Source organism: Polymorphospora rubra (assembly GCF_018324255.1).
Lineage (GTDB): Bacteria > Actinomycetota > Actinomycetes > Mycobacteriales > Micromonosporaceae > Polymorphospora > Polymorphospora rubra.
On the sequence record NZ_AP023359.1, the window covers coordinates 575249 to 600940 of the forward strand.

General features: G+C 72.8%; 21 protein-coding genes. 7 read left to right on the top strand and 14 right to left on the bottom strand.

Annotated features, from left to right (window positions below; translation table 11 throughout):
- Positions 1-127: 127 nt before the first annotated feature.
- Positions 128-1414 (bottom strand): aspartate--tRNA(Asn) ligase, encoded by a 1287-nt coding sequence (gene aspS, locus Prubr_RS02530; protein ID WP_212821201.1) that lies wholly within the window; start codon positions 1412-1414, stop codon positions 128-130.
- Positions 1415-1825: 411 nt separating this feature from the next.
- On the opposite strand from aspS, the gene lipA reads away from it, so the two are divergent.
- The 4 genes from lipA to Prubr_RS02550 all read left to right on the top strand — a co-directional run bounded on the left by lipA (position 1826) and on the right by Prubr_RS02550 (position 6689).
- A complete protein-coding gene (gene lipA / locus Prubr_RS02535; protein WP_212821203.1) occupies positions 1826-2773 on the top strand; it encodes a lipoyl synthase in 948 nt (315 codons plus the stop codon).
- A 142-nt stretch (positions 2774-2915) separates the two neighbouring features.
- A complete protein-coding gene (locus Prubr_RS02540; protein WP_212821205.1) occupies positions 2916-4394 on the top strand; it encodes an NAD(P)/FAD-dependent oxidoreductase in 1479 nt (492 codons plus the stop codon).
- Positions 4391-5989 carry a hypothetical protein gene (locus Prubr_RS02545; protein WP_212821207.1) on the top strand — a complete coding sequence of 533 codons (1599 nt, stop codon included), beginning with the start codon at positions 4391-4393 and terminating at the stop codon, positions 5987-5989. The genes Prubr_RS02540 and Prubr_RS02545 overlap by 4 nt, the downstream gene beginning before the upstream one ends.
- 10 nt (positions 5990-5999) lie before the next feature.
- Positions 6000-6689 (top strand): DUF4191 domain-containing protein, encoded by a 690-nt coding sequence (locus tag Prubr_RS02550; RefSeq protein WP_212821209.1) that lies wholly within the window; start codon positions 6000-6002, stop codon positions 6687-6689.
- A gap of 126 nt (positions 6690-6815) precedes the next feature.
- Here Prubr_RS02550 and Prubr_RS02555 read toward each other — a convergent pair whose 3' ends face one another.
- The 6 genes from Prubr_RS02555 to Prubr_RS02580 all read right to left on the bottom strand — a co-directional run bounded on the left by Prubr_RS02555 (position 6816) and on the right by Prubr_RS02580 (position 12875).
- Positions 6816-7481: an ABC transporter ATP-binding protein gene (locus tag Prubr_RS02555; RefSeq protein WP_212821211.1), complete on the bottom strand. Its 666-nt coding sequence runs from the start codon at positions 7479-7481 to the stop codon at positions 6816-6818.
- Positions 7481-8530 (bottom strand): ABC transporter ATP-binding protein, encoded by a 1050-nt coding sequence (locus tag Prubr_RS02560; protein WP_212821213.1) that lies wholly within the window; start codon positions 8528-8530, stop codon positions 7481-7483. Before Prubr_RS02560 ends, Prubr_RS02555 begins: the two co-directional genes overlap by 1 nt.
- Positions 8527-9597, bottom strand: coding sequence for an ABC transporter permease (locus Prubr_RS02565; protein ID WP_246568236.1), 1071 nt, complete (start codon positions 9595-9597; stop codon positions 8527-8529). Before Prubr_RS02565 ends, Prubr_RS02560 begins: the two co-directional genes overlap by 4 nt.
- The gene (locus Prubr_RS02570; RefSeq protein ID WP_212821215.1) at positions 9590-10561 is read right to left on the bottom strand and encodes an ABC transporter permease; all 972 of its coding nucleotides are present in this window, start codon (positions 10559-10561) and stop codon (positions 9590-9592) included. The genes Prubr_RS02565 and Prubr_RS02570 overlap by 8 nt, the downstream gene beginning before the upstream one ends.
- A gap of 46 nt (positions 10562-10607) precedes the next feature.
- On the bottom strand, positions 10608-12239 hold the full coding sequence (locus tag Prubr_RS02575; protein WP_212821217.1) for an ABC transporter substrate-binding protein: 1632 nt from the start codon (positions 12237-12239) through the stop codon (positions 10608-10610).
- A gap of 273 nt (positions 12240-12512) precedes the next feature.
- Positions 12513-12875 carry an RDD family protein gene (locus tag Prubr_RS02580; RefSeq protein ID WP_425518084.1) on the bottom strand — a complete coding sequence of 121 codons (363 nt, stop codon included), beginning with the start codon at positions 12873-12875 and terminating at the stop codon, positions 12513-12515.
- Positions 12876-13173: 298 nt separating this feature from the next.
- Here Prubr_RS02580 and glnA point away from each other — a divergent pair, with 298 nt between their 5' ends.
- The 3 genes from glnA (at position 13174) to Prubr_RS02595 (ending at position 16701) form a co-directional block, all read left to right on the top strand.
- Positions 13174-14598 (top strand): type I glutamate--ammonia ligase, encoded by a 1425-nt coding sequence (gene glnA, locus Prubr_RS02585; protein ID WP_212821219.1) that lies wholly within the window; start codon positions 13174-13176, stop codon positions 14596-14598.
- 733 nt (positions 14599-15331) lie between these two features.
- Positions 15332-15736 (top strand): PadR family transcriptional regulator, encoded by a 405-nt coding sequence (locus Prubr_RS02590; RefSeq protein WP_212821221.1) that lies wholly within the window; start codon positions 15332-15334, stop codon positions 15734-15736.
- Complete coding sequence (locus Prubr_RS02595) at positions 15733-16701, top strand: hypothetical protein (protein ID WP_212821223.1); 969 nt, start codon at positions 15733-15735, stop codon at positions 16699-16701. Before Prubr_RS02590 ends, Prubr_RS02595 begins: the two co-directional genes overlap by 4 nt.
- Here Prubr_RS02595 and mptB read toward each other — a convergent pair.
- From mptB to Prubr_RS02625, 7 genes are read right to left on the bottom strand one after another with little or no spacing between them, the layout of a single operon-like run.
- Positions 16698-18278, bottom strand: a complete 1581-nt coding sequence (gene mptB / locus Prubr_RS02600) for a polyprenol phosphomannose-dependent alpha 1,6 mannosyltransferase MptB (protein WP_212821225.1) — start codon at positions 18276-18278, stop codon at positions 16698-16700. The two genes, Prubr_RS02595 and mptB, sit on opposite strands and share 4 nt — an antisense overlap.
- A 4-nt stretch (positions 18279-18282) precedes the next feature.
- On the bottom strand, positions 18283-19926 hold the full coding sequence (locus Prubr_RS02605) for a hypothetical protein (RefSeq protein WP_246568239.1): 1644 nt from the start codon (positions 19924-19926) through the stop codon (positions 18283-18285).
- Positions 19919-20857 carry a [protein-PII] uridylyltransferase family protein gene (locus Prubr_RS38100; protein WP_425518085.1) on the bottom strand — a complete coding sequence of 313 codons (939 nt, stop codon included), beginning with the start codon at positions 20855-20857 and terminating at the stop codon, positions 19919-19921. Before Prubr_RS38100 ends, Prubr_RS02605 begins: the two co-directional genes overlap by 8 nt.
- Positions 20794-22965, bottom strand: coding sequence for a bifunctional [glutamine synthetase] adenylyltransferase/[glutamine synthetase]-adenylyl-L-tyrosine phosphorylase (locus Prubr_RS02610; protein ID WP_425517980.1), 2172 nt, complete (start codon positions 22963-22965; stop codon positions 20794-20796). The genes Prubr_RS38100 and Prubr_RS02610 overlap by 64 nt, the downstream gene beginning before the upstream one ends.
- Before the next feature lie 8 nt (positions 22966-22973).
- Positions 22974-23741: a type 1 glutamine amidotransferase gene (locus tag Prubr_RS02615; RefSeq protein WP_212821227.1), complete on the bottom strand. Its 768-nt coding sequence runs from the start codon at positions 23739-23741 to the stop codon at positions 22974-22976.
- A gap of 9 nt (positions 23742-23750) precedes the next feature.
- Positions 23751-25004: an MFS transporter gene (locus Prubr_RS02620; protein ID WP_212821229.1), complete on the bottom strand. Its 1254-nt coding sequence runs from the start codon at positions 25002-25004 to the stop codon at positions 23751-23753.
- Position 25005: 1 nt separating this feature from the next.
- Positions 25006-25650, bottom strand: a complete 645-nt coding sequence (locus tag Prubr_RS02625; RefSeq protein WP_212821232.1) for a helix-turn-helix domain-containing protein — start codon at positions 25648-25650, stop codon at positions 25006-25008.
- Between the last annotated feature and the right edge of the window lie 42 nt (positions 25651-25692).

Sequence of the window (25692 nt, forward strand, 5' to 3'; positions counted from 1 at the left end):
CCGGCCCCCGCTTCGCCCGGCCCCGGGCTTCGCCCCATGCCAAGATCCGCGTGATCAGGGAGTTCCCACCCCGACGCGCCGACGACGCGCCGAAAAAGGTCCCTGATCACGCGGATCATGAGGGTGGTTACGGGGTGAGGCGGTGGAGGTCGCGGGGGAAGGCCACCACCTCGCGTACGTTCGCGGCGCCGGTCAGCCTTGCCACGAAGCGTTCCAGGCCGATGGCGAAGCCGCCGTGCGGCGGCATCCCGTGCCGGAACGCGTCGACGTACGACGCGTACGGCTCGATCTGCTCGCCGCGGGCGGCCAGCGCCGCCAGGTAGTCGGCGTGCCGGTGCAGGCGCTGCCCGCCGGTGACCAGTTCGAGGCCGCGGAAGAGCAGGTCGAACCCGTTCGAGTACGCCGGACGGGCCGGGTCCGGATGGGTGTAGAACGGCCGCTTCGCCATCGGGTAGCCGGTGACGAATACGAAGTCGGACCCGTGTTCGGCGCGGGCCCACTCCCCCAGCGCCCGTTCGTGGGCCGGCGCGAGGTCGGGTTCGTCGGCGGGTGCCCCGGCGATCCGCAGCGCCTCGGTGAAGTGCACCGCCGGGATCTCGGCGGGCACCTCCGGCACCGTGACGTCCAGCGTGGCGAGGTCGGCGGCGCACCGCTCCCCCACCGTGGCCAGCATCCCGGCCAGTACGTCGCGCAGGGCCGCCATCACGTCCCGGTGGTCGCGGATGAAGCCGAACTCGACGTCGAGCGAGGTGTACTGGGCCAGGTGCCGGACGGTGTCGTGCGGCTCGGCGCGGAAGACCGGCCCGACCTCGTAGACGCGTTCGAAGACGCCGACCATCAACTGTTTGTAGAACTGCGGCGACTGGGCCAGGTAGGCCGGCCGGCCGAAGTAGTCGAGGGCGAAGACGTTGGCGCCGCTCTCGGTCGCCGAGCCGACGACCTTCGGGGTGTGCACCTCGACGAACCCCTGCCCGTCGAGTATGGACCGGAAGCCGGCCGTGGCGGCGGCCGAGATCCGCAGCGCGGCGGACCGGGTCGGGTGCCGCAGGGCCACCGACGCGTGGTCGAGCTGGGTCGGCAGGGTCGCGGTCAGCGCCGGCCGGTACAGGTCGAACGGCGGCGGTACGGCGGGTGCGCCGAGCGGACGTACGACCGGGTCGACGACCTCGACCCCGGCGGGCGCCGAGGGGTTGCCGACCACCCGGCCGGTGACCTCGACGACGGTCTCCTCGGGCAGTGCCTCGAGTTGGGCCCGGGCCGCGGGTTCGCTGACCACGACCTGGGTGAGTCCGGCGGCGTCGCGCAGGATCAGGAACGCGACCGACTTGAGCAGCCGCCGGCGGTGGATCCAGCCGGCGACGACGACCTGTTCGCCGATGTGGGCGGACAGTCGGACGGAAAGGATGCGTTGCATTTCGGCACCTCCTTGCGTAATCGCAACGCGATCCCCAGGGAGGTGTGGGCGAGCGGGAACCTCGCGGTGCCACCACACCTTCGCCCCGCGGACGGGGGCCTCGTTCGTCGCCCGGTGACGTGGGCCAGTCCGGCGGGCTCTACTGGGCGCCTCGGCGCCGTTCTTCCCGCAGCTCAGGAGGGTCTTCACACCCCGTCCGGAGATCGCCTTCACAGCTGCCGGCGACTCTCTGGACTCCGGGGGCGAGGTGCTACTCGGCTCCGTCGTCGCTGTTGCCCACGACGTTAACAGCGACCGCCACCGGTTTTCGACGGCACGTTTCCGACAGCCCACGGTGAGCGCCGTCACACCGCCACGTGACCCTCATCGCCCACCCTGCCCCGGGTCCGGCCTGCGGCGTAGGCTCGTGAGGTGACCATCGCACCCGAGGGCCGGCGCATGTTGCGCATCGAGGCCCGTAACGCCGAGACCCCCATCGAGCGCAAGCCGCCATGGATCAAGGTCAAGGCGAAGATGGGTCCCGAATACACCCACCTGCGCGGCCTGGTCGCCAAGGAGGGCCTGCACACGGTCTGCCAGGAGGCCGGCTGTCCCAACATCTACGAGTGCTGGGAAGATCGGGAGGCGACCTTCCTGATCGGCGGTGACCAGTGCACCCGCCGGTGCGACTTCTGCCAGATCGACACCGGTAAGCCGGCCGACTTCGACGCCGACGAGCCGCGCCGGGTCGCCGAGTCGGTGGCCACGATGGGCCTGCGCTACGCGACCGTCACCGGCGTCGCGCGCGACGACCTGCCCGACGGCGGCGCCTGGCTGTACGCCGAGACGGTGCGGCAGATCCACGCCCTGCAGGAGGGGTGCGGCGTCGAACTGCTCATCCCCGACTTCAACGGCGACCCCGACCAGCTCGCCGAGGTGTTCGCGGCCCGGCCGGAGGTGCTGGCGCACAACGTCGAGACGGTGCCGCGGATCTTCAAGCGGATCCGGCCCGCGTTCCGTTACGAGCGCTCGCTCGACGTCATCACGAAGGCCCGCGCGGCCGGCCTGGTCACCAAGTCCAACCTGATCCTCGGCATGGGCGAGGAACGCGAAGAGGTGGTCCAGGCACTGCGCGACCTGCACGCCGCGGGCTGCGAGCTGATCACCATCACGCAGTACCTGCGACCGACCCCCCGCCACCACCCGGTGGAACGGTGGGTCAAGCCGGAGGAGTTCGTCGAGCTGAGCGCCGAGGCCGAGGCGATCGGATTCGCGGGTGTGCTGAGCGGACCGCTGGTGCGTTCGTCCTACCGGGCCGGTCGGCTCTACCAGCAGGCCATCGACGCACGCAAGATCAAGGAGCCGATCGAGGTCAACTGACCGCCAGTGGCTTGTACCACACGGTCACCATTCGTCATGCTAGATTCCGGCGGGCACCCGGGCAGCCCGTCACACCCGCGCACGACCAGCCGGACGCTGGCGCGGGCCCCTTCTGGCGGCATCAAGCGTGACGGAAAGAAGCATGACGACCTCACCCCACACCGTGGTGATCGGCGCTGGCCCGGCCGGCCTCACCGCAGCCTACGAGCTGACCCGACGCTCGGCCCCCGTCCAGGTCTTCGAAGCTGACGACATCGTCGGCGGCATCAGTCGCACCGTCGAACGCGACGGCTGGCGGTTCGACATCGGCGGCCACCGGTTCTTCACGAAGGTGCCCCAGGTCGAGGCGTTGTGGCACGAGATCCTGCCCGACGAGGAGTTCCTCCTCCGGCCGCGGATGAGCCGCATCCACTACCGGGGCCGACTCTTCGACTATCCGCTCAAGGCCAGCAACGCGCTGCGAAACCTGGGCCTGGTCGAGGCGGTCCGCTGCGTCGCCTCCTATCTCGCCGCCCGGATCTCCCCGCCGAAGGACCAGTCGCACCTCGCCGGCTGGGTCACCGCGCGGTTCGGAGCACGGCTCTATTCGCACTTCTTCAAGACGTACAACGAAAAGCTCTGGGGGGTGCCGGCGACCGAACTGTCGTCGGACTGGGCCGCCCAGCGGATCAAGAACCTCTCACTTCTTAACGCGGTGCTCAACTCGCTGATGCCCAGGCGTAACCAGAAGGACATCACGAGCCTGATCGAGGAGTTCCAATACCCCAAGTTCGGCCCCGGAATGATGTGGGAACGGTGCGCCGAACACGTCGAGAAACGGGGCGGTACGGTCACCCTCGACACCCCCGTACGCACCATCCACCGGGCCGACGGAAGGGTGGTCGCGGTCACCGTCGCGGAGCCCACCGGTGACCGGCGGATAGCCACCGACCACGTGATCTCCTCCATGCCGATCTCCGAACTGGTCAGGGCGATGGAGCCGCCGGCCCCGCCGGAGGTGCTGGCCGCCGCCGAGGCGCTGCGCTACCGCGACTTCCTCACCGTGGCGCTGGTGGTGCCGCAGGAGTTCAGCTTCCCGGACAACTGGATCTACATCCACGCCCCGGAGGTCAAGGTCGGCCGCATCCAGAACTTCGGCTCCTGGTCGCCCTACCTGGTCAAGGACGGCCGCACCTGCCTCGGGCTGGAATACTTCCTCACCCTCGGCGACGAGTTGTGGAACTCCGACGACGACGACCTGATCAGGCTCGGCACCACCGAACTCGAGAAACTCGGCCTCGTCCGGCCCGGATCCGTGGAGTCCGGGTATGTGGTACGGATGCCGAAGGCCTATCCTTTCTACGACTTCGCGTATGCCGAGAACGTCGACACGATTCGCCGCTGGTTGGCGCAGGACGCGCCCAACGTGCACCCGGTCGGCCGCAACGGCATGCACCGTTACAACAATGCCGACCACTCGATGATGACCGCGATGCTCACCGTGGAAAACATCCTCGACGGCACCGACCACGACGTATGGGAAATCAACGTGGAAGAGGAATACCACGAGGAGAAGCGGCCCGGTGACCATGGCACCGGCCGCGCCGCTCCCGTTCTGCCGATCAAGTCGGCAGGGAAATGACCGGAACCGCCGAGCGACCGGCAGCCAAATCGCCGGCCGCTTTACCCAGGCTGCGCGCACGCGTCACCGGTACGCCGGCCCGCCTGCGCGCGGGGACCACCGAGGCACTGACCTATCTGCGTGACAACTCGGGCCGGCTCGCCCGGACCCACTGGCTGCTGCTGGCCCTGCTCGCCGCCGGCCTGCTGCTCCGGGTGCTGGTCATGGTCGGGTACGCCCCGGCGTTCTGGTACCACGGCGACAGCCACAGCTACCTCGGCCGGGCCTTCCGCGAGGTGCCCGACGTCATCCGCCCGTACGGCTACAGCTTCCTGATCGAGGCACTGCTGCCGTTCGGCACGACCCGGGTGGTCGTCGTCCTGCAGCACCTGGCCGGGCTCGCCCTGGCCGCCGCCGTCTACGTCTTCCTCCAGCGCAAGGGCCTGTCCCGTACCGTGGCGCTGCTGGCGACCACCCCGCTGGTCCTCGACGCCCGCACCGTCGCGCTGGAGCACTACCTGCTCGCCGAGACGCTGTTCACCGTGCTGGTCACCGTCGGTCTGCTGCTGCTGTGCTGGCGGCGCGACAACCCGGGCTGGCTGCTCTGCGCCATCGCGGGCGCGCTCTTCGGCTGGGCCGCGGTGACCCGCTCCATCGGCCTGGTGGCGCTCGCCGTACCCGTGCTCTACCTGCTGATCCGCCGGATCGGCTGGCTCCGGCTGGCCGCCTTCGCGTCGGTGGTCGGGCTGGTCCTCGGCGGTTACCTCACCTGGTACCACCAGCACCACGGGCAGTACTCGTTCGGCACCTACGGCGGCCGGTTCCTGTGGGCGCGGACCACCACGTTCGTCGACTGCGACCGGCTGACGCTGACCGACGCCGAGCGCCGGCTGTGCCCGACCGAGCCGCTGGACGAGCGCCGGCCGGCGGACCGCTACCTGTGGGGCGGGGCCCGGTCGGCCAACCACGACTACGCCGGCCGCGAGTACGACGAACTCTTCGGCACGTTCGCCCGCAAGGCGATCCTCGGCCAACCGCTCGACTTCGCCGAGATGGTGGTCGTCGAGACCGGCAGGATCCTGCGCCCCGTACCGGACCCGGCGGACGAGCGGACGGTGTGCCTCACCGAGGTGTGGGAGTTCCCGGTCACCGAGCAGGAGACCCGGTGCCGGCCGCACATGGCCCCGGACAATCCCGAGTACCGCAACTACACCGGCCTCGCGACCGGAAACCAGCATCCGCTGATGGAGCCGCTGCACGGGTACTCGAGGGTGGCGACCGTACCGGCGACCGTCGTCGGCCTCGCCTTCCTGCTGGTGCTCGCCCTGGCCCTCGTACGCCCACGGGCCTCGACGTTGCGCGAGCATCTGGAACCGTTGATGTTCGCCGGGCTCGCGATCGGGATGATCGTCGCGTCGGTCGGCAGTTCGGTCGTCGACCCGCGTTACTCGACCCCGTCACTGCCGCTGGCGTTGATCGGCGCGGCACTGGCCTGGCGGCGGTTCCGGGCGGTCCGGTCCACCCCGACGGCCGTCACCAGGCCCGCAGCCGAGCCCGCAACCGAGCCCGCGCCGACCCGAGAGCCGCAGATCGTGGCCGCCGGGGCCGACCACTAGACTCCGTCGCATGGCAAAGCCCCAGGAGAAGGTTCCGTTCCGCACGCGCCTGAAGCAGATCGGGATGGTGTTCTCGTTCACCGCCAAGCGCGACCGGTGGTTCATCCCGCTGGCCGCCGCCGCGGTGCTGCTGCCGCTCGCGCTGACCGTGGTCGCGGTCGTCTTCTGGGGCTGGCTGTGGCTGCCGATCGGCATCCTGCTCGCCCTGCTCGGTCTGCTGATCGTGCTCAACCTGCGGTCCAACACGGCGATGATGAACGCCGCCGAGGGGCAGCCGGGTGCGGCGGCGACGATCATGGAAAACATGCGGGGTGACTGGCGGGTGACCCCGGCGGTCAGCTCGACCACCCAGATGGACATGGTGCACCTGGTCATCGGCCGGCCCGGCATCATCCTGCTCGCCGAAGGCAACCCGCAGCGCATCCGCGGCCTGCTCGGGCAGGAGAAGCGGCGACTGGCCAAGGTGATCGGCACCGCCCCGCTCCACGACTACGTCATCGGGCAGGGCGAGAACGAGATCCCGATCCGCAAGCTGCGGATGACGCTGATGCGGCTGCCCCGCAACCTCAGCGGCAAGGAGGTCAACGCCCTCGACAAGCGACTCAAGGCGTTGTCCGCCCGGCCGCAGATGCCCAAGGGCGCGATCCCGAAGAACATGCGGCCGCCGAAGGGCGCGTTCCGCCAGACCCGCGGCCGCTGAGTCCACGCCCCACACGCAGGGGCAGCGACAGGCAATGATCGTCTGCGGTTCCGGGCCGGCGCCGGCGCCCGGCGGGCGCGGCACGCATCAGCCGGGCGCCCGAGGGCTCAGTCAGGCGCCGGCGGCTCAGCCGGCCACCGGGACCGGCGCGGCCAGCCGGACCACCCGGCCGGCCCAGACCGCCAGCAGATCCTCGTCGTGGCTGACCGCCAGCACCCCGGGCCCGCCGTCGCCGGCGACCTTCCGGACCGCCTGCACCAGACCGGCCGTGCTGGACGCGTCGAGCATCGCGGTCATCTCGTCGCAGATCAGGTAGCGGGGCCGCAGCACCAGCGCCCGGGCCAGGCAGGCCCGCTGCAACTGGCCGTCGCTGACCTCGTGCGGCAGCCGTCCGAGCAGGTCGGCGGTGAGCCCGACCAGCTCCGTCACCTCGGCCACCCGGGCCGTCCCGGCATCGCCGCGGCCGGTGGCGCGCAGCGGTTCGGCGACGATGTCCCGCAGACACAGCCGGGGGTCGACGGACCGGCGCGGTGACTGGAAGACGACCCCGACCGCGGTCCGGAGGCCGCGCGGCGCGGCGTACCGGAACCGGGGTACCGGGGTGCCGTCGACGGTGACCGTGCCGGCCCACGGCCGCTGGAGCAGAGCCAGCACCCGGACCAGCGTCGACTTGCCGCAGCCGCTCGGCCCGGCCAGGCCGACGATCTCCCCCGGCGCCACCTCGATGTGCAGATCGGACAGCACGGGCCGGTCGCGCCGGTAGCCGGCGGTGATTCCCTCGGCGGTCAGCATCACTGGTCTCCTGTGCCGCTGGTGGCCGCCGGCGAACCGGACAGCGCGGGTACCGGTTCGGCACCGCCGGACCGGCAGGCGATCCAGCGGTCGCCGACCGGGCGGGGGGCCGGGTCGCCCGAGCAGTCGCCGGGTACCCGGGTGTGGAACGGGCAACCGGCCGGCAGCCGGGACAGTTCGGGCGGCTGCCCGGGAATCGGGGTCAGGCCGTTGCGGGGCAGCGCCGCCAGCAGGCCGCGGGTGTAGTCGTGCCACGGGTCGGCCAGCACCGCCGCCGCCGGGCCGCTCTCGACCAGCCGGGAGGCGTACATGACGGCCAGGTCGTCGGCGACGTCCTCGGCCGCGGCCAGGTCGTGGGTGATCAGCAGTACCGCCCGGCCCTGGTCGGCCAGGTCCCGCAGCGCCGCGGTGGTGTTGCGCACCAGCGGCCGGTCCAGACCCGCGGTCGGCTCGTCGGCGAGCACCACCTCCGGTTCGCCGACCAGGGCGAACGCCATCGCCGCCCGCTGCGCCATGCCGCCGGACAGCTCGTGCGGATAGCGGTCCAGGTCGGCCGGGGTCAGCCCGACCCGGACGGCGAGTTCGTCGCAGCGCGTCCGCAGTGCCGCCTTGTCGCGTACGCCGGTCAGGGTCCGGACCGTCTCGGCGAGCTGGCCGCGGACCCGGCGGACCGGCGTCAGGTGGGTCGACGCGGACTGCGGCACCAGTGCGATCCGGCGGCCCCGGACCGATCCGGCCAGCACCCGTTCGGGGCAGCGCAGCAGTTCCAGCGGCGCCCCACCGGCCGGGTCGGCCAGCTCGACCGCGCCGCGTACCTGGGCGTTGGCCGGCAGCAGGCCGAGGATCGCGGCGGCCAGCACCGACTTGCCGCACCCGCTCTCCCCGACCAGGGCCAGGACCCGACCGGGTACGAGGTCGAGGGTGACGCCGTTGACCGCCTGCACCACGGTCGGCGCGGTCCCCCGCCGGCGGCCGTGGCCGACCAGGAACCGCACCGACAGGTCGCGCAGCGCGAGCCCGGCGGTCGTGGTCGACTGCTTCGTCGTCACAGCGCCAACTCCGTCCTGCGGCGCGGGGTGAGCCGGTCGCGCCAGGCGGCGCCGCCCGCCGCGACGCTCAGCGTGGCGACCACGAGCAGCGCCGACGGGAAGACCAGCGCCCACCAGCCGCCCAGCATCGTCGCCTCACGGGCCTCGTCGAGCAGGATGCCGATGCTGGCCTCGTGCGGGGCCAGGCCCAGGCCCAGGAAGCTCAGCGTGGTCTCGTGCCAGACCGCGTGCGGCAGCATCAGCACCGCGGCGAGGGCGGCCTGCGGTACGACGGCGGGCAGCAGGTGCCGGCGGACGACCCGCCAGCGCGACGCTCCCCCGCTGATCGCGGCGTCGACGAACTCACGGTCGCGCAGCGACAGCACCTCGGCGCGGACGATCCGGGCCACCGAGGTCCAGTGGGTGAGCGTGATCGAGATGATCACGGCGGGCAGGCCGCCGCCGTAGAGCGCGACGATGACGATGCCGAGCAGCAGGTGCGGTACGGCGTTGACGGTGTCGACCAGGCGCATGACGGCCTGGTCGACGACTCCGCCGGCGATCCCGGACAGCGCCCCGACGAGAGTCCCGATCACGGTCGAGACGATCGCGCAGACGGTGGCGACGAGCAGCGTCACCCGCAATCCGGCGGCGGACCGGACCAGCAGGTCGCGGCCGGCGGGATCGGTGCCGAAGAGGTGCTCGGCCGACGGGCCGGTCAGCCCGGCGGGATAGTCGGTGATCCGCGGGTCGAAGTCGGCCAGCCACGGCGTGAGTACGGCGTACCCGATCAGGACCGCCAGCAGGCCCAGGCCGACGACCGGCCGCAGCCGGGCCCAGCCGGTCCGGAACCGCCGGCGGGGCGGCGGCATCCCGGCGCGCGGCCGGGCCGCGTCGATCCAGCCCTCCCGGTCGGTCCGGGCGGTGTCCACCGGCGGCGTCTTACCGGGTGGCGGCACGGTGTCGGCCGGCGGCGCGGAACCAGGCGGCGGCGCGGACCCAGGCGGCGGCGCGGACCCAGGCGGCCGGGCGGTGTCGGCCGGCGGCACGGTTCCGGTCGGCCGGGCGGTTTCGGTCAGGTCAGGCATCGACGGCCACCCTCGGGTCGAGCAGCGCGTACGCCACGTCGGCGAGCAACGAACTGACCAGCACCGCGATCGTTGACAGCAGGGTCAGCGCGGCCAGCAGCGGGAAGTCGACGGCGACCGCGGCGCGGACCACCGCCTGGGCGGCACCGGGCCAGGAGAAGACCTCCTCGACCAGCACCGCCCCGGTCGCGATCTCGGCGGCCCGGGCACCCAGCAGGGTGGTGAACGGCAGCAGCGCCGCCGGCAGGGCGTGCCGCAGCACCACCCGGGCCTCACCGAGGCCACGGGCCCGGGCCCCGGCGACGTGGTCGTCGGCGAGCGCGGTCAGCAGCGACTGCCGTACGTGCAGCAGCAGCACCGGGGCCTGCGAGAGGCCGAGCACCAGCGCCGGCAGCAGCAGGTGGCGGGACACCTGGCCGAAGCTGACCGGGGCCCCCGCCTCGGTGAGCCCGGCGACCGGCAACCAGGACAGCGCCACGCCGAAGACGGCGATCGCACCGAGCGCCACGACGAACGTCGGGATGCCCTCGAGCACGTGGCTGAGCGCGGTGACCACCCGGTCGACCCAGCCGCCCTGCCGCCACGCCGACCACACCCCGAACACCAGCGCGGTCGTCATGGTGATCACGAGGGCAACGGCGACCAGCAGCATCGTCCACGGCAGCCGCTCGGCGAGCACGTCGACGACCGGCTGGCGCAGCGCCACCGAGGTGCCGAGGTCGCCGGTGAGCAGGTCGCCGGCCCAGTGCAGGTAGCGCTGCGGCCACGGGTCGTCGAAGCCGTGCTGCGCGGCGATCCGGGCCTGGTCCTCCGGGTCCATCGTCAGGTAGCGGTCGCCGAGGTACGCCGCCAGCGGATCGAACGGCGACGCCGCCGCCAGCGCGAAGATCGCTACCGAGACCACCGCCAGCACCGGCACGGCGAGCAGTGCCCGGCGCAGCACCAGCCGGGTGATCGGGTTCATCGGGTCACCCCGCTCCGGCCGGCGATCCGTCGTCCGTCGGTCGTGTTCACCGGCGCGGCTTCCAGTCCCGCACGTTCCACCACGGGCCCCAGGAGGTGCCGTGCGCGTGCGGCTCCAGCACCGGGACGGTGCCGGTGAAGGCGCCGTCGGTCTTGACGACGTACGCGTGGTCGAGGAAGGCCAGCATGACGGCGGACGGGGCCTTGATCAGCTCGGCCTGGAGGTCCTGGTAGGCACGGGTCCGCTCGGCCGGGTCGATGGAGCGGCGACCGAGGTCCAGCGCGGCGTCGACGGCGTCGTTGCGGTAGGCGCCCGGGTTGCGGAACGGGTTGTTCGCGTCGTACTGCGCGTAGGTGGAGTGCAGGAGGGCGTAGACCTGGGTGTCCGGGTCGTACGGGTTGTCACCGCCGCCGAGCAGGCCGGCGTCCTGCGGGATCCGGGGCCGGAACTTCGGCCGGTCGACGCCTTCGAGGTTGACCTCGATGCCGATCTTCTTCGCGTCGGAGGTGAAGGCGAGGCTGAGGTCGCGGCGCAGGGTCTCGTTCGGGAAGTACATCAGGGTGAACTCGGCCCGTTGCCCGCCCTTGACCCGGATGCCGTCCGGGCCGGGCACCCAACCGGCCGCGTCGAGGATCTGGCCGGCCTGCGCGGGGTCGTACGCGAAGGTGGCCTGCGGGTTGTGGAAGGTGCCCAGCGCCTCGGGAATCGGGGTGTACGCCGGCTTGCCGTACCCGGCCAGGATGTTGTCGACCATGGCCTGGCGGTCGACGGCGTGGTTGAGGGCCAACCGGATCGCCGGGTCACCGGTCACCGGGTGGCCGGTCGGCAGGCTGACGGCGCGGAAGTCGGCGCTCGGGTGTGCGACGACCTTGTAGCCGTCCCGGTCGGCGAAGGTGGCGGCGAGCTTCGGCGGCAGCCACGACCCGTCGAACTCGCCGGCGGCGGTGCGCTGGGTCCGGGTGTTGTCGTCGGGGGCGAGGATGATGGTCAGCTTCTTCACCGCCGGCTCGCCGCCCCAGTGGTCGGGGTTGGCGGTGAGCACCATCTCGCTGCCCTTGCGCCACGACTCCAGCTTGTAGGCGCCGGTGCCGACCGGCTTCTCGTTCAGCGGCGACGCGTCGGCGGGGCCGGGGGTGGCGACCGACTCGGCCGGCACGATGCCGAGCATCAGCCGCCGGTCGAACGGCGCGTAGGAGTACTTGAGGGTGAACCTGACGGTGCTGGCGTCGACCTTGTCGACCGCCTGGAGCATCTCGTAGGAGCTGGCCAGCGGCGATCCGGAGGTGGGGTCGAGCACCGCCCGGTAGGTGGCCACCACGTCGTCGGCGTCGAAGGCGGAGCCGTCGTGGAACGTGACGCCGGTACGCAGGCTGACCGTCCACTCGCGGGCGTCGGGGCTGGCCTGCGGCAGTTGCGCGGCGAGCGCCGGTTCGATCGCCGGCAGCACCCCGGCCTGGTACGGCGCCGCCCGGACCAGCCCGTCGTAGATCTTGCTGTAGCCGGTCTCCGAGTAGCCGGCGATCGGGTTCAACGACGGGTCCTCGTAGGCGTCGGCGAGGACGAGGCCGGTCGCGCCGGCCGCGTCCGGGGCGTCGGGGTTGCTACCGCAGCCGGCGGCGGCCAGCAGGCCGAGGGCGGTCAGGCCGCCCAGCACGACGCGCAGCGATCGCGGGGTCATGCCGCCACCTCGCTCCGCTCGGCGCCGCCACGTCCAGGCCTGGACCCGTTGGGTCGCTCGCTTCGCTCGCTCATATGTGATGCCCTCCAGGCGCGGACAAACGCCAGATGGTGATCAATGGTTGTTGCAAACTTTAGGCAACAGTACGGCGCGATGCCGTGGCGAACACCACATCCGGGTCGGTCGGAGCGATGAAGACTCGGTGGCCGGCAGGCAACCGCCCGGCCTCCGGTCAGCGGAAGATCACCTCAGCGTAACCGCTGGTCAGAACCGTTATCGATCCCGTGCGGCGGCCGGCGTCGGCCCGTCGAGGGGCACGATCACCGAGCCGGCGAGCCGGTCGTGCAGACCGCGCCGCTCGCCGTCCATGATGAGCGCCGGCACGACCAGGACCAGCAGCAGACCACGCAGGAGCGCCCGGAAGACACCGATCCGGCCGCCGTCGGCGTAGGAGACGCACCGGATCTTCGCCACCCACATGCCCGGGGTCTGCGCGAAGAGGCCGACGAAGACGGCGTACACGGCGACCAGGACGACCACCGGCGGCCAGCCGTCGCGGACCGGGTCGGCGAACAGGCTCGACACCGCGACGCAGGCGGCCCAGTCGACCATCAGGGCGGCGAACCGGCGGGCCAGGCTCGGCGGCTCGAATCCGGCACGGGGGTCGTCAAGTCTGGCCACGGAGAGTCAGGGTAGCCGTGGCGCTCCGGCGACCTGCGGCCGGCCGGGCGGACCGGCAGCCTTCCTGGTCGTCCACCGGCCCGGAGCATCCCGCTGCGGTATCGTCCGTTTGGCGACCACATGGCGTCCGACCGGCGGAGATCACGCTCCGCGAGTGACGTAACACGGCAGAAACAAGAGGGACATGGTCGGGCAACCGCGCAGCCATAGCGTCGCGACCAGCCTAGCCACATCGTGGACGCCAGGAGGACGTGTGTTCGCCAACCCAGAGGAACTGCTGCGATACCTCAAAGAAGAGGGTGTCAGGTTCGTCGACGTACGTTTCTGTGACCTGCCCGGGGTGATGCAGCACTTCAACCTGCCGGCGGAGTCGTTCGACGAGAGCGTATTCACCGACGGCCTGGCCTTCGACGGATCGTCGATCCGCGGATTCCAGGCGATCCACGAGTCGGACATGCTGCTCCTGCCGGACGTCGCCACCGCCTTCATCGACCCGTTCCGGGTACAGAAGACGCTCGCCATCAACTTCTTCATCCACGACCCGTTCACCCGCGAGCCGTACTCGCGCGACCCGCGCAACGTGGCCAAGAAGGCGGAGGCCTACCTGGCCGCCAGCGGCATCGCCGACACCGCCTACTTCGGCCCCGAGGCGGAGTTCTACATCTTCGACTCGATCCGCCACGAGACCTCGGCCCACCAGGCGTTCTACTACATCGACTCGATCGAGGGCGCCTGGAACACCGGCCGCGAGGAAGAGGGCGGCAACCGCGGCTACAAGACCGCCTACAAGGGTGGCTACTTCCCGGTGCCGCCGGTCGACCACTACGCCGACCTGCGCGACAGCATCGTGCAGCGGCTGATCGGCGCCGGCTTCACCGTCGAGCGCTCGCACCACGAGGTCGGCACCGCCGGCCAGGCCGAGATCAACTACAGGTTCTCGACCCTGCTGCACGCCGCCGACCAGCTCCAGCTCTTCAAGTACATCGTGAAGAACGAGGCGTGGGCCGCCGGCAAGACCGCGACCTTCATGCCCAAGCCGCTCTTCGGCGACAACGGTTCCGGCATGCACACCCACCAGAGCCTCTGGCTCAACGGTGAGCCGCTGTTCTACGACGAGACCGGCTACGCCGGCCTGTCCGACATGGCCCGCTGGTACATCGGCGGCCTGCTGCACCACGCCCCGTCGCTGCTCGCCTTCACCAACCCGACCGTCAACTCCTACCGGCGCCTGGTGCCCGGCTACGAGGCCCCGGTCAACCTGGTCTACTCGCAGCGCAACCGCTCCGCCTGCACCCGCATCCCGGTCACCGGCAGCAACGCCAAGGCCAAGCGGGTCGAGTTCCGCGTCCCGGACCCGTCGGCCAACGTCTACCTCGCCTTCGCGGCGATGATGATGGCCGGCCTCGACGGCATCAAGAGCAAGATCGAGCCGCCGGAGCCGATCGACAAGGACCTCTACGACCTCCCGCCGGAGGAGTGGGGCAGCGTCAAGCAGGTTCCGGGCTCGCTGCCGGAGGTGCTCGACTCGCTGGAGGCCGACCACGACTTCCTGCTCGAGGGCGGTGTGTTCACCCCCGACCTGATCTCCACCTGGGTCGAGTGGAAGCGCGCCAACGAGGTCGACCCGATCCGCCTGCGCCCGACCCCGCACGAGTTCGAGATGTACTACAACGTCTGACCCGCACCATCTCTCCGGCTGGGCCGGGCTCGCGTACGCGAGCCCGGCCCAGCCGCTTTCTGCCTACGCGGGCCGCCCCCGCCGTTTCCCGTTCACGGGCAGCCGCCCCCGCTCCTTCCCGTGCACGAGCGGCCGCCCCCGCCGCTTCCCGTGCACGAGCGGCCGCCCCCGCCGCTTCCCATGCGTGGACAGCCGCTCGCGGTTTCCCGCGCACGGGCGGGCCGGCCCCGTTCTCGTCGGAACGCTGGTCGCCGGTTGATCGTCTGCGGTTCACGCACACCGCCGCCGGCGTGTCGACCGCCTGAACCGCAGACGATCAAGACAAGCGAACCCCAGCCCTCGGAAGGCGGCGATAGCACTGTCGTGCTCCACAGCGAATTCGGCGTATCGACAGCGAATCCGCTGTGGACCGCAACAGCACCCTTCTCCCGGGGCACCCACGACGCCGGATAGCCCACCTCCCCACCCCCACCCCCGTCCCGCCCCGTTGATCAAGGAGAAGTCGCACGACATAGCACCACAGAACGCGCACACCTTCTCCTTGATCAACGCGGTGGGCCGGGGCGCCGCGGGGCGAGGCACAGCGCCGCGGGGCGAGGCACAGCGCCGCGGGGCGAGGCACAGCGCCGCGGGGCAAGGCGGGACGCGGCGAGACGCGAGGCACGGCGGGGCGGGAGCGGAGGACCTATAGATCGGGTAGCGATATATCTTCGCTACCGTTATCTTGAGGCGCATGTCGACACCGTTGCGGGAACCCACGTTCCTGATCCTCACCGCGCTCGCCCGCGGCCCCATGCACGGTTACGGGATCATCGGCGAGGTCGCCGAACTGTCCGGCGGCCGGCTGGCGATGCGCCCCGGCACGCTCTACGGCGCACTCGACCGCCTCACCGACGAGGGCCTCGTCGCCGCCGACCGCGAGGAGGTCGTCGACGGCCGGCTGCGCCGCTACTACCGGCTCACCGACGCCGGCGGCGAGACGCTCGCGACCGAGACCGAGCGCCTGCGCCGCAACGTCGAAGCCGCCACCGCGCGCCTGCGCGACCGGGCCGCCGGGGACCGGGCCGCCGGGGACCGGGCCGCCGGCCACCGGCCCGCGCCGGGGCGCAACCCGCTCGCCGCGGGAGGTATCGCGTGAGCGGCCGTACTCCGCTGGAACGCCGCTACCGCCGGCTGCTGTGGGCGTACCCGAAGGACTACCGGGCCCAACGCGGCGACGAGATTGTCGGAACGTACCTGGAACTGGCCGGGACCGACCGACGGCGGCCGTCGCCCGCGGACGCCGTGGACCTGCTGCGCGGCGGGCTGCGCCAGCACCTGCGGGTGGCCGGCCCGGACGTCGTCGCCGGTGCCCACCTCGCCGCCGTCCTCGCGCTGGCCACCGCGGTGGCGTTGGCCGCCGTCTGGCTCGTGTACTTCGAGCTCGGGCCACGCGAACCGCTGCCGACCCCGTTGCGGTTCGGCCCGTTCCGGAGCCTCGGCGCGGTGTCGTGGATCGCCTGGATCGCCGTCGGCCTGGCCGCCGTGGCAGCACCCCGGCGCTGGGTCCGGATCGGGATCGGTGCCGCGATCGTGCTCACCGGCGCGGTCGTTCCGGCGAGCGTGCTCACCGGGACGATCCGGCCGCCGCTGTTCGTGCTGCTGCCGCAGATCGCGCTCGGGCTGGTCGCGCTCGCCCTGCCGGCACGTCCGACCGCCGTCGCGCGGGTGGTCCCGCTCGCGGGTGCGGTCCTGTTCGGCGCGCTGCCCGTGCTCCTCGGGGTCTACCGCCCGTTCGCCCCGCTCACCTACCGGAACCACTTTGACGTTCCGGCGGGTGCCGCGCTCCTGCTCGGCGTCGTGGCGGTGCTGGCCGCGGTCACCGGTGGGGTGCTGGGTGGCGGTGCGGCACGCAGCGGTGGGGTCTGGACGATGCTGATGCTGGCTCCGCCGGTCGGGCTGCTCGCCACCCAGTCGCTGGCGACCACATACCTGACCCCGTCCGGCCAGTTCAACGCGTCGTGGGCGGCGCTGCTCGCCGTCTCGGTCGCGGTCCTGGTACTGACCACCGGCGTACTCGGGCTCGCCCTCGCGCTGCGTACCCGCCGCCGCGCCCAGCTCTAGCGATCGCCCGCTTCGGGGCCGTGCGCGGGCACGGGAGCCGGGGCGGCGGCGCGGGGGGCGGCCCGCCACCACCGCCAGACCTGGATCCCGGCCAGCACCACGAGGATCGTCATGAGCGGTGCACCGGGAAACTTGGTGTAGCGGGGCAGGCCGGTGCCGTCGGGCATCACCAGGAAGCAGGCGACCGCGCACACCCCGAGGAACCAGCGCAGCCGGGTCGTGGTCGCCGCGACCAGGGCCAGCGGCCAGGTGAGATACCACGGATGGAAGACCGGCGACAGCGCCACGGTGGCGACCAGCGCGATCGCGGCGGCCGTCAGCGGGTCCCGCCCGAGGTCACCGCTTGCCGCCGGCACCGCCGCCCCGCCCGTCGGGGTGGCGTCCCCGGGTACCGCCGCCCCGGTGCCGCCCGGGGCGGGCGCGCCCGCCGCGCCCCGGGACGCCCCGTCGGCCACCGCCGCCGGCCGGGCCCGCCACCACAGCGCGATCAGGAAGACCAGCAGCACCAGCATGCCGGCCAGGCGGGCGCCCGGGATCGCGTCGAAGTGCCCGCCGAAGATCCGGGGCACGTAGCTGACGGTCTGCCCGACGGCCGTCGGCGGGGAACTCCACTGGACCGTGTCGCCGCTGCTGGACAGCCCGGCGATCCAGCCGAACCCGCGCCCGGCCACGAGGGTGACCGCGACCATCGCGCCGAGCGCGCCGGCGACGACCACGCCGCCGTACCGGACCAGGTCCCGCCAGCGGAAGGCGGCCGGCAGGGCGAGGAGGGCGGCGAACGGTACGACGACCCCGGCGGTCGCCTTGATCGCGACGGCGAGCCCGAGCAGCGCCCCGGCGCCCACCATCGCCCAGGCCCGGCCGGGGCGGGTGACGAGCAGGGCGAACCCGGCGAGGACCAGCCCGATCATCAGCGAGTCGTTGTGTGCCCCGGAGACCAGGTGGATCGCGACGAGCGGGCAGGCCAGCCCGATCCACAGGGCCCGACCGGCGGACACGCCGCAGCGCCGGGCCAGGACCGGCAGGGTGGCCGCGGTGAGCCCCACCCCGAGTACGGCGATCACCCGGAACGTGGCGATGATCGTGGTCAGGTTGTCGGTGGCGGCGACGACCCCGCCGGCGATCAGCACGAAGAGCGGCCCGTACGGCGCCGGCGTGTCCCGCCAGATCCGGGAGATCGAGTCCAGCCACGGGCAGGGCAGGGCGGAAACCCCCTGCTCGTACGGGTTGAACCCGGCCGCGTACGTGGCGCCCTGGCAGGCGTACGCGTAGACGTCGCGGCTGGCCAGCGGCGGCGCGAACAGCAGCGGCAGCAGCCACAGTCCGGTGGTGACCAGGGCCCACCGGGTCGACGGCACGCCGTCGCGGGCGGACCACCAGGCGCCGGTCATCAGCGCGGTGCCGACGAGCCAGAGTCCGACGATCAGCGGCCCGTGCTCGCCGCGCAGGATCTTCAGCGGGGTGACGCCGATCTCGAGTTCGACGAGCGCACCGCCGAGGTACGCGGCGACGGCCAGCAGCACCGCCCCGACGAAACCGGCATACCGGATGATTGTCAGCCGTGACACGCCGCTCATCGTGTCACGGCTGCGCGGCGCAGGTCGGGCCTGTCCGCCAAGCGCCGGTGATCCGGTAGCGGCCGGGTTCGGCGGCGCGCAGGGTGGTCCAGCCGTCGCCGGCCGGGGTGAGGCAGCCGGCCGGCCCGTCGACGGCGAGCCAGCGTGACCAGCGGAGCCGGACGAGAACGTCGCCGGCGGCCGGTACGTCGATCTCGACGGCGCGGTCGTCGGCGTCGACCAGTGCCGCACCGTCCACGATGGACGGGGTGCCGGCGACGGCGTACAGGGTCCAGTCGCCGCCCCGCCAGACCGGGGTCAGGTACGGCGGTCCGGCGCGGACGATCTCGGCCTCGCGGCGCCCGACCCAGGAGGTCGGGGCGCCGGCCAGCGCCACGTAGGCGACGCCGTTGTCGCGCAGCCAGCGCCCGTACGAGTCGGCGTCGACCGAACCGTCGAAGAACAGCGGGTGGTACGCGATGTCGGCCTGGCGCAGCCAGCCGCGGGCCAGCGGCGCGTGCGGGGGCACGTACGCCGCCTCCCAGTAGTTGGCGGTCGGCACGACCTCGACCCGGCCGGGCGGCCGGCGGTCGAGTTCGCCGAGCAGCGGGCGGAAGTAGGCCGGCGACGCGGTCGGGTCGCCGGCGGCGCGCAGGTCACCGGTCGACACCGGCGGCTGTACCAGGGTCACCGCGACCAGCAGGACGCCCAGCGCCCCGGCGGCCAGCGGCCGGCGCAGCCGCGCGGCCCCCGGCAGGACGGCGTACCCGGCCAGCAGCGGAAGGGTGAACATCACGGCGAGCCGGGTGGCGTTCAGCCCGACCGGGGTGTGCAGCAGGTAGGCGGTGACGACCCCGCCGGCCGACAGCAGGGCGCCGGCCCGCACGGCACGGTGCGGCACGAGCAGCGCCACGGCCAGGCTCGCCACGGCGGCCCGGGCGGTGTCGAGGAAGCTGATGTTCATCCAGCCTCCGGAGCCGAAGAGTGCCGCCATGCCGAGCACCGGTACGGCCGCCCCGGCCGCCACCGCCGCCCCGACGAGCCGGCGCCGGGGTTCGGTCAGTGCGAGCGCGACCCCGGCCAGCCCGACGAACAGCCCGGCGACCGGGCTGGCCGCCCCGGCCAGCAGCGCGGCGACCACGGCCGCCACGGGTCCGGCCCGGCGGTGCCGCGACGTGAGCGCGAGGATCGCGAGCAGCCCGAACGCGACCCCGACGGCGTACGTCACCCGGCCGGAGACCAGGTTGCCGAACAGGCACACCGCCCCCAGCACCCCGCCGAGCAGCGGGCGGCGGGCGGCGGTGCGGACCAGGATCAGGACCAGCGCCAGCGCGGAACCGGCGGCGGCCAGCACCCCGACCAGCCGGGGCCCGAGCGTGCCGCCGCCCAGCCAGGCCATCAGCGGCGGGCTGACCAGGCTGTAGCCGGGCGGGGCCACGCCGCCGTACCAGCCGAGGTCGAGCGGCGCGAAGCCGTACCGGTCGAGGAAGCCGGCCCGGGCGACCTGTGCGGACAGGTCGCTGCCGAGTGGTGGGGCGGCCAGGAACGCCGCCGCCAGGACGGCGGCGGTGGCCAGCGTCCCGAGGACCGCCCGGCGGGCGCCCTGCGGCATGACGGCCGGACGGCGGGAGTCGCGCGGCGCGCCGGGCGGCGGGCGCCGGTCAGGCATCGAGTACGCGCTGGACGGCCGCCCGCGACCGGCGGGCGGTACGCAGGTAGTCGTCGAGGAACTCGCCGGGGTCGTCGCCGCCGAGCAGCCGCACCACGCCGGCGAGTTCGGCGCCGTGCCGGGGCAGCTGGTCGCTCGGCCGCCCGCGGACCAGGGTCAGCGCGTTGCGGACCTGGGCGGCGCAGGTCCAGCCGGCGGCCATCGCGGCCGCGTCGGCCGGGTCGACCAGGTCGGCGGCCCGGGCGGCGGTCAGGGCGTCGAGGGTACGGGTGCCGCGGAGCCCCTCGATCCGGCCGCCGTGGCGCAACTGGAGGAGCTGCACCGCCCATTCGACGTCGGCGAGCCCGCCGCGGCCAAGCTTGGTGTGGGTGGCCGGGTCGGCGCCGCGCGGCAGCCGTTCGCTCTCCACCCGGGCCTTGATCCGGCGGATCTCGGTGACCTGTTCGCGGGTGAGGCCGGCGGCCGGATAGCGGATCGGGTCGACCAGTTCGGCGAACCGGGCACCGAGGTCGGCGTCGCCGGCGACGAACCGGGCCCGCAGCAGCGCCTGCGCCTCCCACACCTTCGACCAGCGGGCGTAGTACTGGGCGTACGCGGCGAGACTGCGCACCAGCGGCCCCTGGCGGCCCTCGGGGCGCAGGTCCGCGTCGACGCCGAGCGGCGGATCCGGGGCCGGCATGGCCAGCAGCCGGCGCAGTTCCTCGGCGACGGCGCGGGCGGCGGCGCTGGCCCGGTCGTCGGGCACCCCGGGCGGTGGTTCGTAGACGAAGAGCACGTCGGCGTCGGACGGGTAGCTCATCTCGTAGCCGCCGAGCCGGCCCATGCCGATGACGGCGAACCGCAGGCCGGGCATTGGCGGCTGGGCGGCTAGCGCGGCCCGCAGTGCGGCGGCGAGGGTGGCCTCGGCGACGTCGGTGAGCGCGACACCGATGCCGGTGACGTCGACCGGCTGTTCGGGGCGAGCGGGCCGGTGCGGCTGAGTACGTCGGCGCAGGCGAGCCGGACGAGTTCCCGGCGGCGCAGCGCCCGTACGGCGGTGATCGCCTGGACCGGGTCGGGCTTCTCGGTGCCGGTGACGTGGCGGGACGCGGCGGCGGTGAAGCCGTCGCGCAGTGTGTCTGCGGGTCGGGGGGTGAGTTCGGCGTCGTCGGCGAGCAGCCGCAGCGCCTCCGGGTCACGGGCGAGCAGGTCGGCGGCGTAGCGGGACAGGCCGAGCACCCGGGCCAGCCGGCCGGCGACGGGGCCGCCGTCGCGCAGCAGACGCAGGTACCAGGGGGTGCCGCCGAGCTTGTCGGACACCTGCCGGTAGCTGAGCAGGCCCCGGTCGGGTTCGGGAGCGTCGGCGAACTCCGGGAGCAGCACCGGCAGCAGGGTGCGCTGGATCGCGGCGGTCCGGGTCACCCCGCCGGTCAGCGCCTCGATGTGCTTCAGCGCCCGGGCGGGGTCGGCGAAGCCGAGCACCTCCAGCCGCTGGCGGGCGGACTCGGGCGTCATCCGCAGCTCGTCGGCCGGGACCCGGGCGACGGCTTCCAGCAGCGGCCGGTAGAGCAGCTTGGCGTGCAGCCGGCGGACCTCGGTGGCGTGGCTGATCCAGTCGGCGCGGAACGCCTCGACGGCGCTGGTGGCCGGGTTGGCGACGTAGCCGAGCGCGTGGGCGAGCCAGCGCAGCGCGGCCGGGTCGTCGGGCACGGTGTGGGTGCGGCGCAGCCCCTGCAGTTGGAGCCGGTGTTCGACGGAGCGCAGGAACCGGTAGCCGCGCAGCAGGGCCTCGCCGTCGGCACGGCCGACGTATCCGCCGGCGACCAGGGCGCGCAGGGCCGGCAGTGTGCCGGTGACGCGCAGCGACTCGTCGACCCGGCCGTGCACGAGCTGGAGGAGTTGTACGGCGAACTCGATGTCGCGCAGCCCGCCCGGCCCGCGCTTGATCTCGCGCTCCAGTTCGCGGGGCGGGATGTTGTCGATGATCTTCCGGCGCATCGCCCGTACGTCGGTGACCGCCTCGGGGCGTTCGGCGGCGTGCCAGACCAGCGGCGCGAGCTGGTCGATCCACGCCTTCGCGAGTCCGGTGTCGCCGGTCGCCGGCCGGGCCTTGAGCAGGGCCTGGAACTCCCAGGTGCGCGCCCAGCGGTGGTAGTAGGCGAGGTGGCTGGCCAGGGTGCGGACCAGCGGTCCGCGGCTGCCCTCGGGCCGCAGCGCGGCGTCGACCGGCCAGGCGACCAGGCCGCAGATGTGGATCAGTCGGGTGGCGACGGTGGTGGCGGCGGGCAGGTCGTCGTCCTCGGCCGCGACGAAGATGACGTCGACGTCGGAGACGTAGTTGAGTTCGCAGCCGCCGGACTTGCCCATCGCGACCACGGCGAGCCGGGGTTCGTCGGTGCCGGCCGGCAGTTCGGCGACCGCGATCCGGTAGGCCGCCGCCAGGGTCGCGTCGGCGAGTTCGGACAGCGCGGCCATGGTCTGTTCCAGGCCGCGGCCGCCGGTCAGGTCGGCCGCCGCGATCCGCAGCAGGGCCCGCCGGTACGCCCGCCGCAGCCCGGGTACGGCCGCCTTGCCGGCGGCGGGGCCGCTGGCCGGGGCGTCGCCGGCGGGTGGCGGGTCGGGGTCCAGCCGGCCGTCGGCGGGCGGGGCCAGGCCGTCGGGCTCGGTGACCAGCACGTTCCACTGGTCGGGGTTGGCCACCAGGTGGTCGCCGAGCGCCGACGAGGCCCCGAGCACGGCGATCAGCCGGCGGCGCAGGCCCTGGTCGACGTGCAGCGCGTCGACGACGCCCGGCCCGTCCGGCGCCGTACGGCGTTCGGACTCGACGAGCCGGTGCAACTGGCGCAGGGCCAGGTCGGGGTCGGCGGCCCGGGACAGCGCGGCGAGCAGTTCGGCGGCCGCCCCGTCGGCGGGTTCGTGGGTGGTCGGGTTCCACAGTCCGAGCCCGTCGGGGCCGAGCAGCTCGGCGGCGGCCGTACCGGGCCGGCCGGTCGCACCGGCGCCGGTGACGCCGAAGCCGTAGCGGGCGAGCCGGGCCTGTGCGCTGGTCGGTCTGCTCATCGGCGCCGTTACTGCCCGAGCAGCGGCAGGTTGCGGCCGGGGCGCGGTACGTCGAGTTCGCCGCGGGCCAACGCGGCGAACCGGGCGGCGAACGGCTGCCACACCTCCTCGACATCGACCATGATCGCGTCGCAGGCGGCGACGACGACCTCCGGGTCGTATCCGAGTTCGGCAAGGGTCTCCGAGTCGGTGGCCCACTGCGCGATCATGGCGGTGTCGCACTCGATGTGGAACTGGATGCCCCAGGCCCGGTCACCCATCCGGAACGCCTGGTGCGGATAGCGGGTCGACGCGGCGAGCAGCACCGCGCCGCGGGGCAACTCGGTCACCTCGTCGCGGTGCCACTGGAACACGTCGGGGATCAGCGGCACGTAACGGAAGAGCGGGTCGGTCTCGGCGGCGTCGCGCTTGCCGACGACGGCCGGGCCGACCTCGGGCCCGGCGGCGCTGCGCTCGGCGGTGCCGGCGTGGGCGGTGGCGAGCAGTTGGGCGCCGAGGCAGATGGCCAGGGTCGGCACCGCGTTGCGGACCGCCTTGCGCAGCAGCCCCTCCAGGGCCGGGAGCCAGGGCGCGTCGGGGGTGCCGTCGGGCGCCGGATACGGCGCCTGCGCGCCGCCGAGGACCACGAACGCGTCGTACCCCTCGAGGTCGGCCGGCAGTTCCTCGCCGGCGTGCGCGCGTACGACCCGCAGGTCCAGCCCGGCTTCGGTGAGCCATTCGCCCAACCGGCGGATGTCGTCGGTCGGGTCGTTCTCGATAACGAGCGCGGTTGCCACCCGTCGAGGCTATCGGTACGCCCGCTCCGACCCCGCCACCGGCTCCGGTCGCCTACGGGGAAGCATCAGCAGGACGAGCAGACCGGCGACGACGTAGCCGACACCCTGCATCGCAAGTATCGGGACGATGCCGATTCGGCCACCGAGTGTGCCTGCCAGGGCTCCGCCCACCATCATCGCGGCGGCCTCCAGGGCGATCATGGCGCCGAACACCCGGCCCCGGTGGCCGTCGTCGGTCACGTCCTGGAAGACGGTCATCAGGCCGGCGATGGTCAACGCGCCGGGCAGCCCGATGACCACCATGAGGAGGATCGCGGGCCAGACCTTGAACATGATCAGCGGGTAGAGGAAGAGGGCGAGGTCCAGTACGCCGAAGGCGACGGCGCCGTACCCGGCGAGGCGCCGCGGCGAGACCCGGTGACCGAACAGGGTGGCGAGCACGCCGCCGGCGATGCCGCCGACGGCCTGCGCGGACATGATGACGCCGTACGTCTGCGCATTCCCGTGCAGCACGTCACGGACGAACGGCGCCATCAGCGTACCCATGATGGCCTCGCCGGCCCCGGTGATCACGGTAAAGAACATGATGGCCCGGAGGGCCGGGCTGACCAGCGCGATCCGCGCACCCTGCCGCCACTCGTTCAGCAGGTGGGGACGTCTCTTTGCCGCCGGGCCACCGGTGGACCGCGAACGCCGGATGACCGCCAGGACGCCCGCGGCCACGGCGAACGTCGCCGTGGCCGTGACGGACAGCAGGGCGACACCACCGACGCCGGCCAGGACCCCGCCGAGTCCGGCCCCGGCAAGTCGGGCGATGTCGCGGACCTGCCCGTTGAGTGCGTTGGCCGTGATGCGGAGTTCAGCGGGCACGAGGGTGGGTACGACGGCGGCCTCGGCAGCGGCGAAGAACGGGGCCAGGCAGCTCTGGACCGTCAGGACCAGGTAGACAATCCACAGATGCTGCCGGTCGTCGACGGCCAGTAGCGGCAGCAGACCGACCGCCAGCAGCACGTTCACGCCGATCATGGTGCGTCGGCGGTCCCAGCGGTCGACGAACACCCCGGCGACCGAGCCGAGAATGAGCTGCGGAAGCAACGAGACCACCACGGTGGCGGCGGACGCCAGGGTGGATCCGGTCAGGACGTAGATCTGGTAGGCGATCCCGGTCCGCAGGATCCAGTCGCCGGTGAAGGAGACGAAGCTGGCGGTCAGCAGGAGCCGAAGGTCGCGGTTGCCGCCCAGCAACTCCCACAGCCGGCGCATGTCACCCACCGGAGGGCGTCGCGGGCACCGGCACCACGACGAGCGTCACATCCACCGGTACGGCATCCGATGGGCGGCTCGCGGCATCGCCGAGCCGCCGGCGCTGGACGAGCGGAGTGATCAACTTCTCCCACCGCTGGCGTAGCTCGGCCGCTTCTTCGACCGTCAGGTAGACGAGGTTCTGGGAGACGCCGGTGTTGTCCCTCCAGCGCGGGTCCTGGTCGCCGCGCCGCTGCTGCCAGTCGGTCAACTGGGCGGCGACGCGATCGACCAGGAAGCGCTCCATCAGGTCGATCGACTCCCAGGTTTCCTCGGCGGCCGCACTAGGTCCGCCGTGGTCCACCGAATAGGAGGTCGCTGTCACCCGCCAGGGACGTTCTCGGTTGTCGACCGCCTCGGCCGGTTCGACGAATCCGTACTTGGCGAGTTGGCGCAGATGGTGCGAGGCCAGCGCCTGGCTGACACCCAATTGTCGGGCGGCCTCGGCCGCGGTGATGCTGCCTTCCCGACCGACCAACGCGCACAGTTTGAGCCGCAACGGGTGCGCCAGTGCACGCATGGCGAGCGGATCGTCGATGATCCGCCGATTCGGATCCGATTCCAAAGACATGCTTGGAATGTTCGCCACATCGACGCGCAATGTCAAGCAGTTGCTTGGAATACTCGCCGGCGCACCGGCGCCGGTCGA

Bases quoted from the DNA above. Each gene is read 5' to 3' on its own strand.
- Prubr_RS02550 (WP_212821209.1), top strand. From the start codon at position 6,000: ATGGCAAAGCCCCAGGAGAAGGTTCCGTTCCGCACGCGCCTGAAGCAG.
- Prubr_RS02605 (WP_246568239.1), bottom strand. From the start codon at position 19,926: ATGCCTGACCGGCGCCCGCCGCCCGGCGCGCCGCGCGACTCCCGCCGT.
- Prubr_RS02575 (WP_212821217.1), bottom strand. From the start codon at position 12,239: ATGACCCCGCGATCGCTGCGCGTCGTGCTGGGCGGCCTGACCGCCCTC.
- Prubr_RS02545 (WP_212821207.1), top strand. From the start codon at position 4,391: ATGACCGGAACCGCCGAGCGACCGGCAGCCAAATCGCCGGCCGCTTTA.
- Prubr_RS02565 (WP_246568236.1), bottom strand. From the start codon at position 9,597: ATGCCTGACCTGACCGAAACCGCCCGGCCGACCGGAACCGTGCCGCCG.
- Prubr_RS02555 (WP_212821211.1), bottom strand. From the start codon at position 7,481: ATGCTGACCGCCGAGGGAATCACCGCCGGCTACCGGCGCGACCGGCCC.
- Prubr_RS02610 (WP_425517980.1), bottom strand. From the start codon at position 22,965: ATGAGCAGACCGACCAGCGCACAGGCCCGGCTCGCCCGCTACGGCTTC.
- Prubr_RS02590 (WP_212821221.1), top strand. From the start codon at position 15,332: ATGTCGACACCGTTGCGGGAACCCACGTTCCTGATCCTCACCGCGCTC.
- aspS (WP_212821201.1), bottom strand. From the start codon at position 1,414: ATGCAACGCATCCTTTCCGTCCGACTGTCCGCCCACATCGGCGAACAG.
- Prubr_RS02570 (WP_212821215.1), bottom strand. From the start codon at position 10,561: ATGAACCCGATCACCCGGCTGGTGCTGCGCCGGGCACTGCTCGCCGTG.
- Prubr_RS02620 (WP_212821229.1), bottom strand. From the start codon at position 25,004: ATGCGCCGGCTGTGGGAGTTGCTGGGCGGCAACCGCGACCTTCGGCTC.
- mptB (WP_212821225.1), bottom strand. From the start codon at position 18,278: ATGAGCGGCGTGTCACGGCTGACAATCATCCGGTATGCCGGTTTCGTC.
- Prubr_RS02540 (WP_212821205.1), top strand. From the start codon at position 2,916: ATGACGACCTCACCCCACACCGTGGTGATCGGCGCTGGCCCGGCCGGC.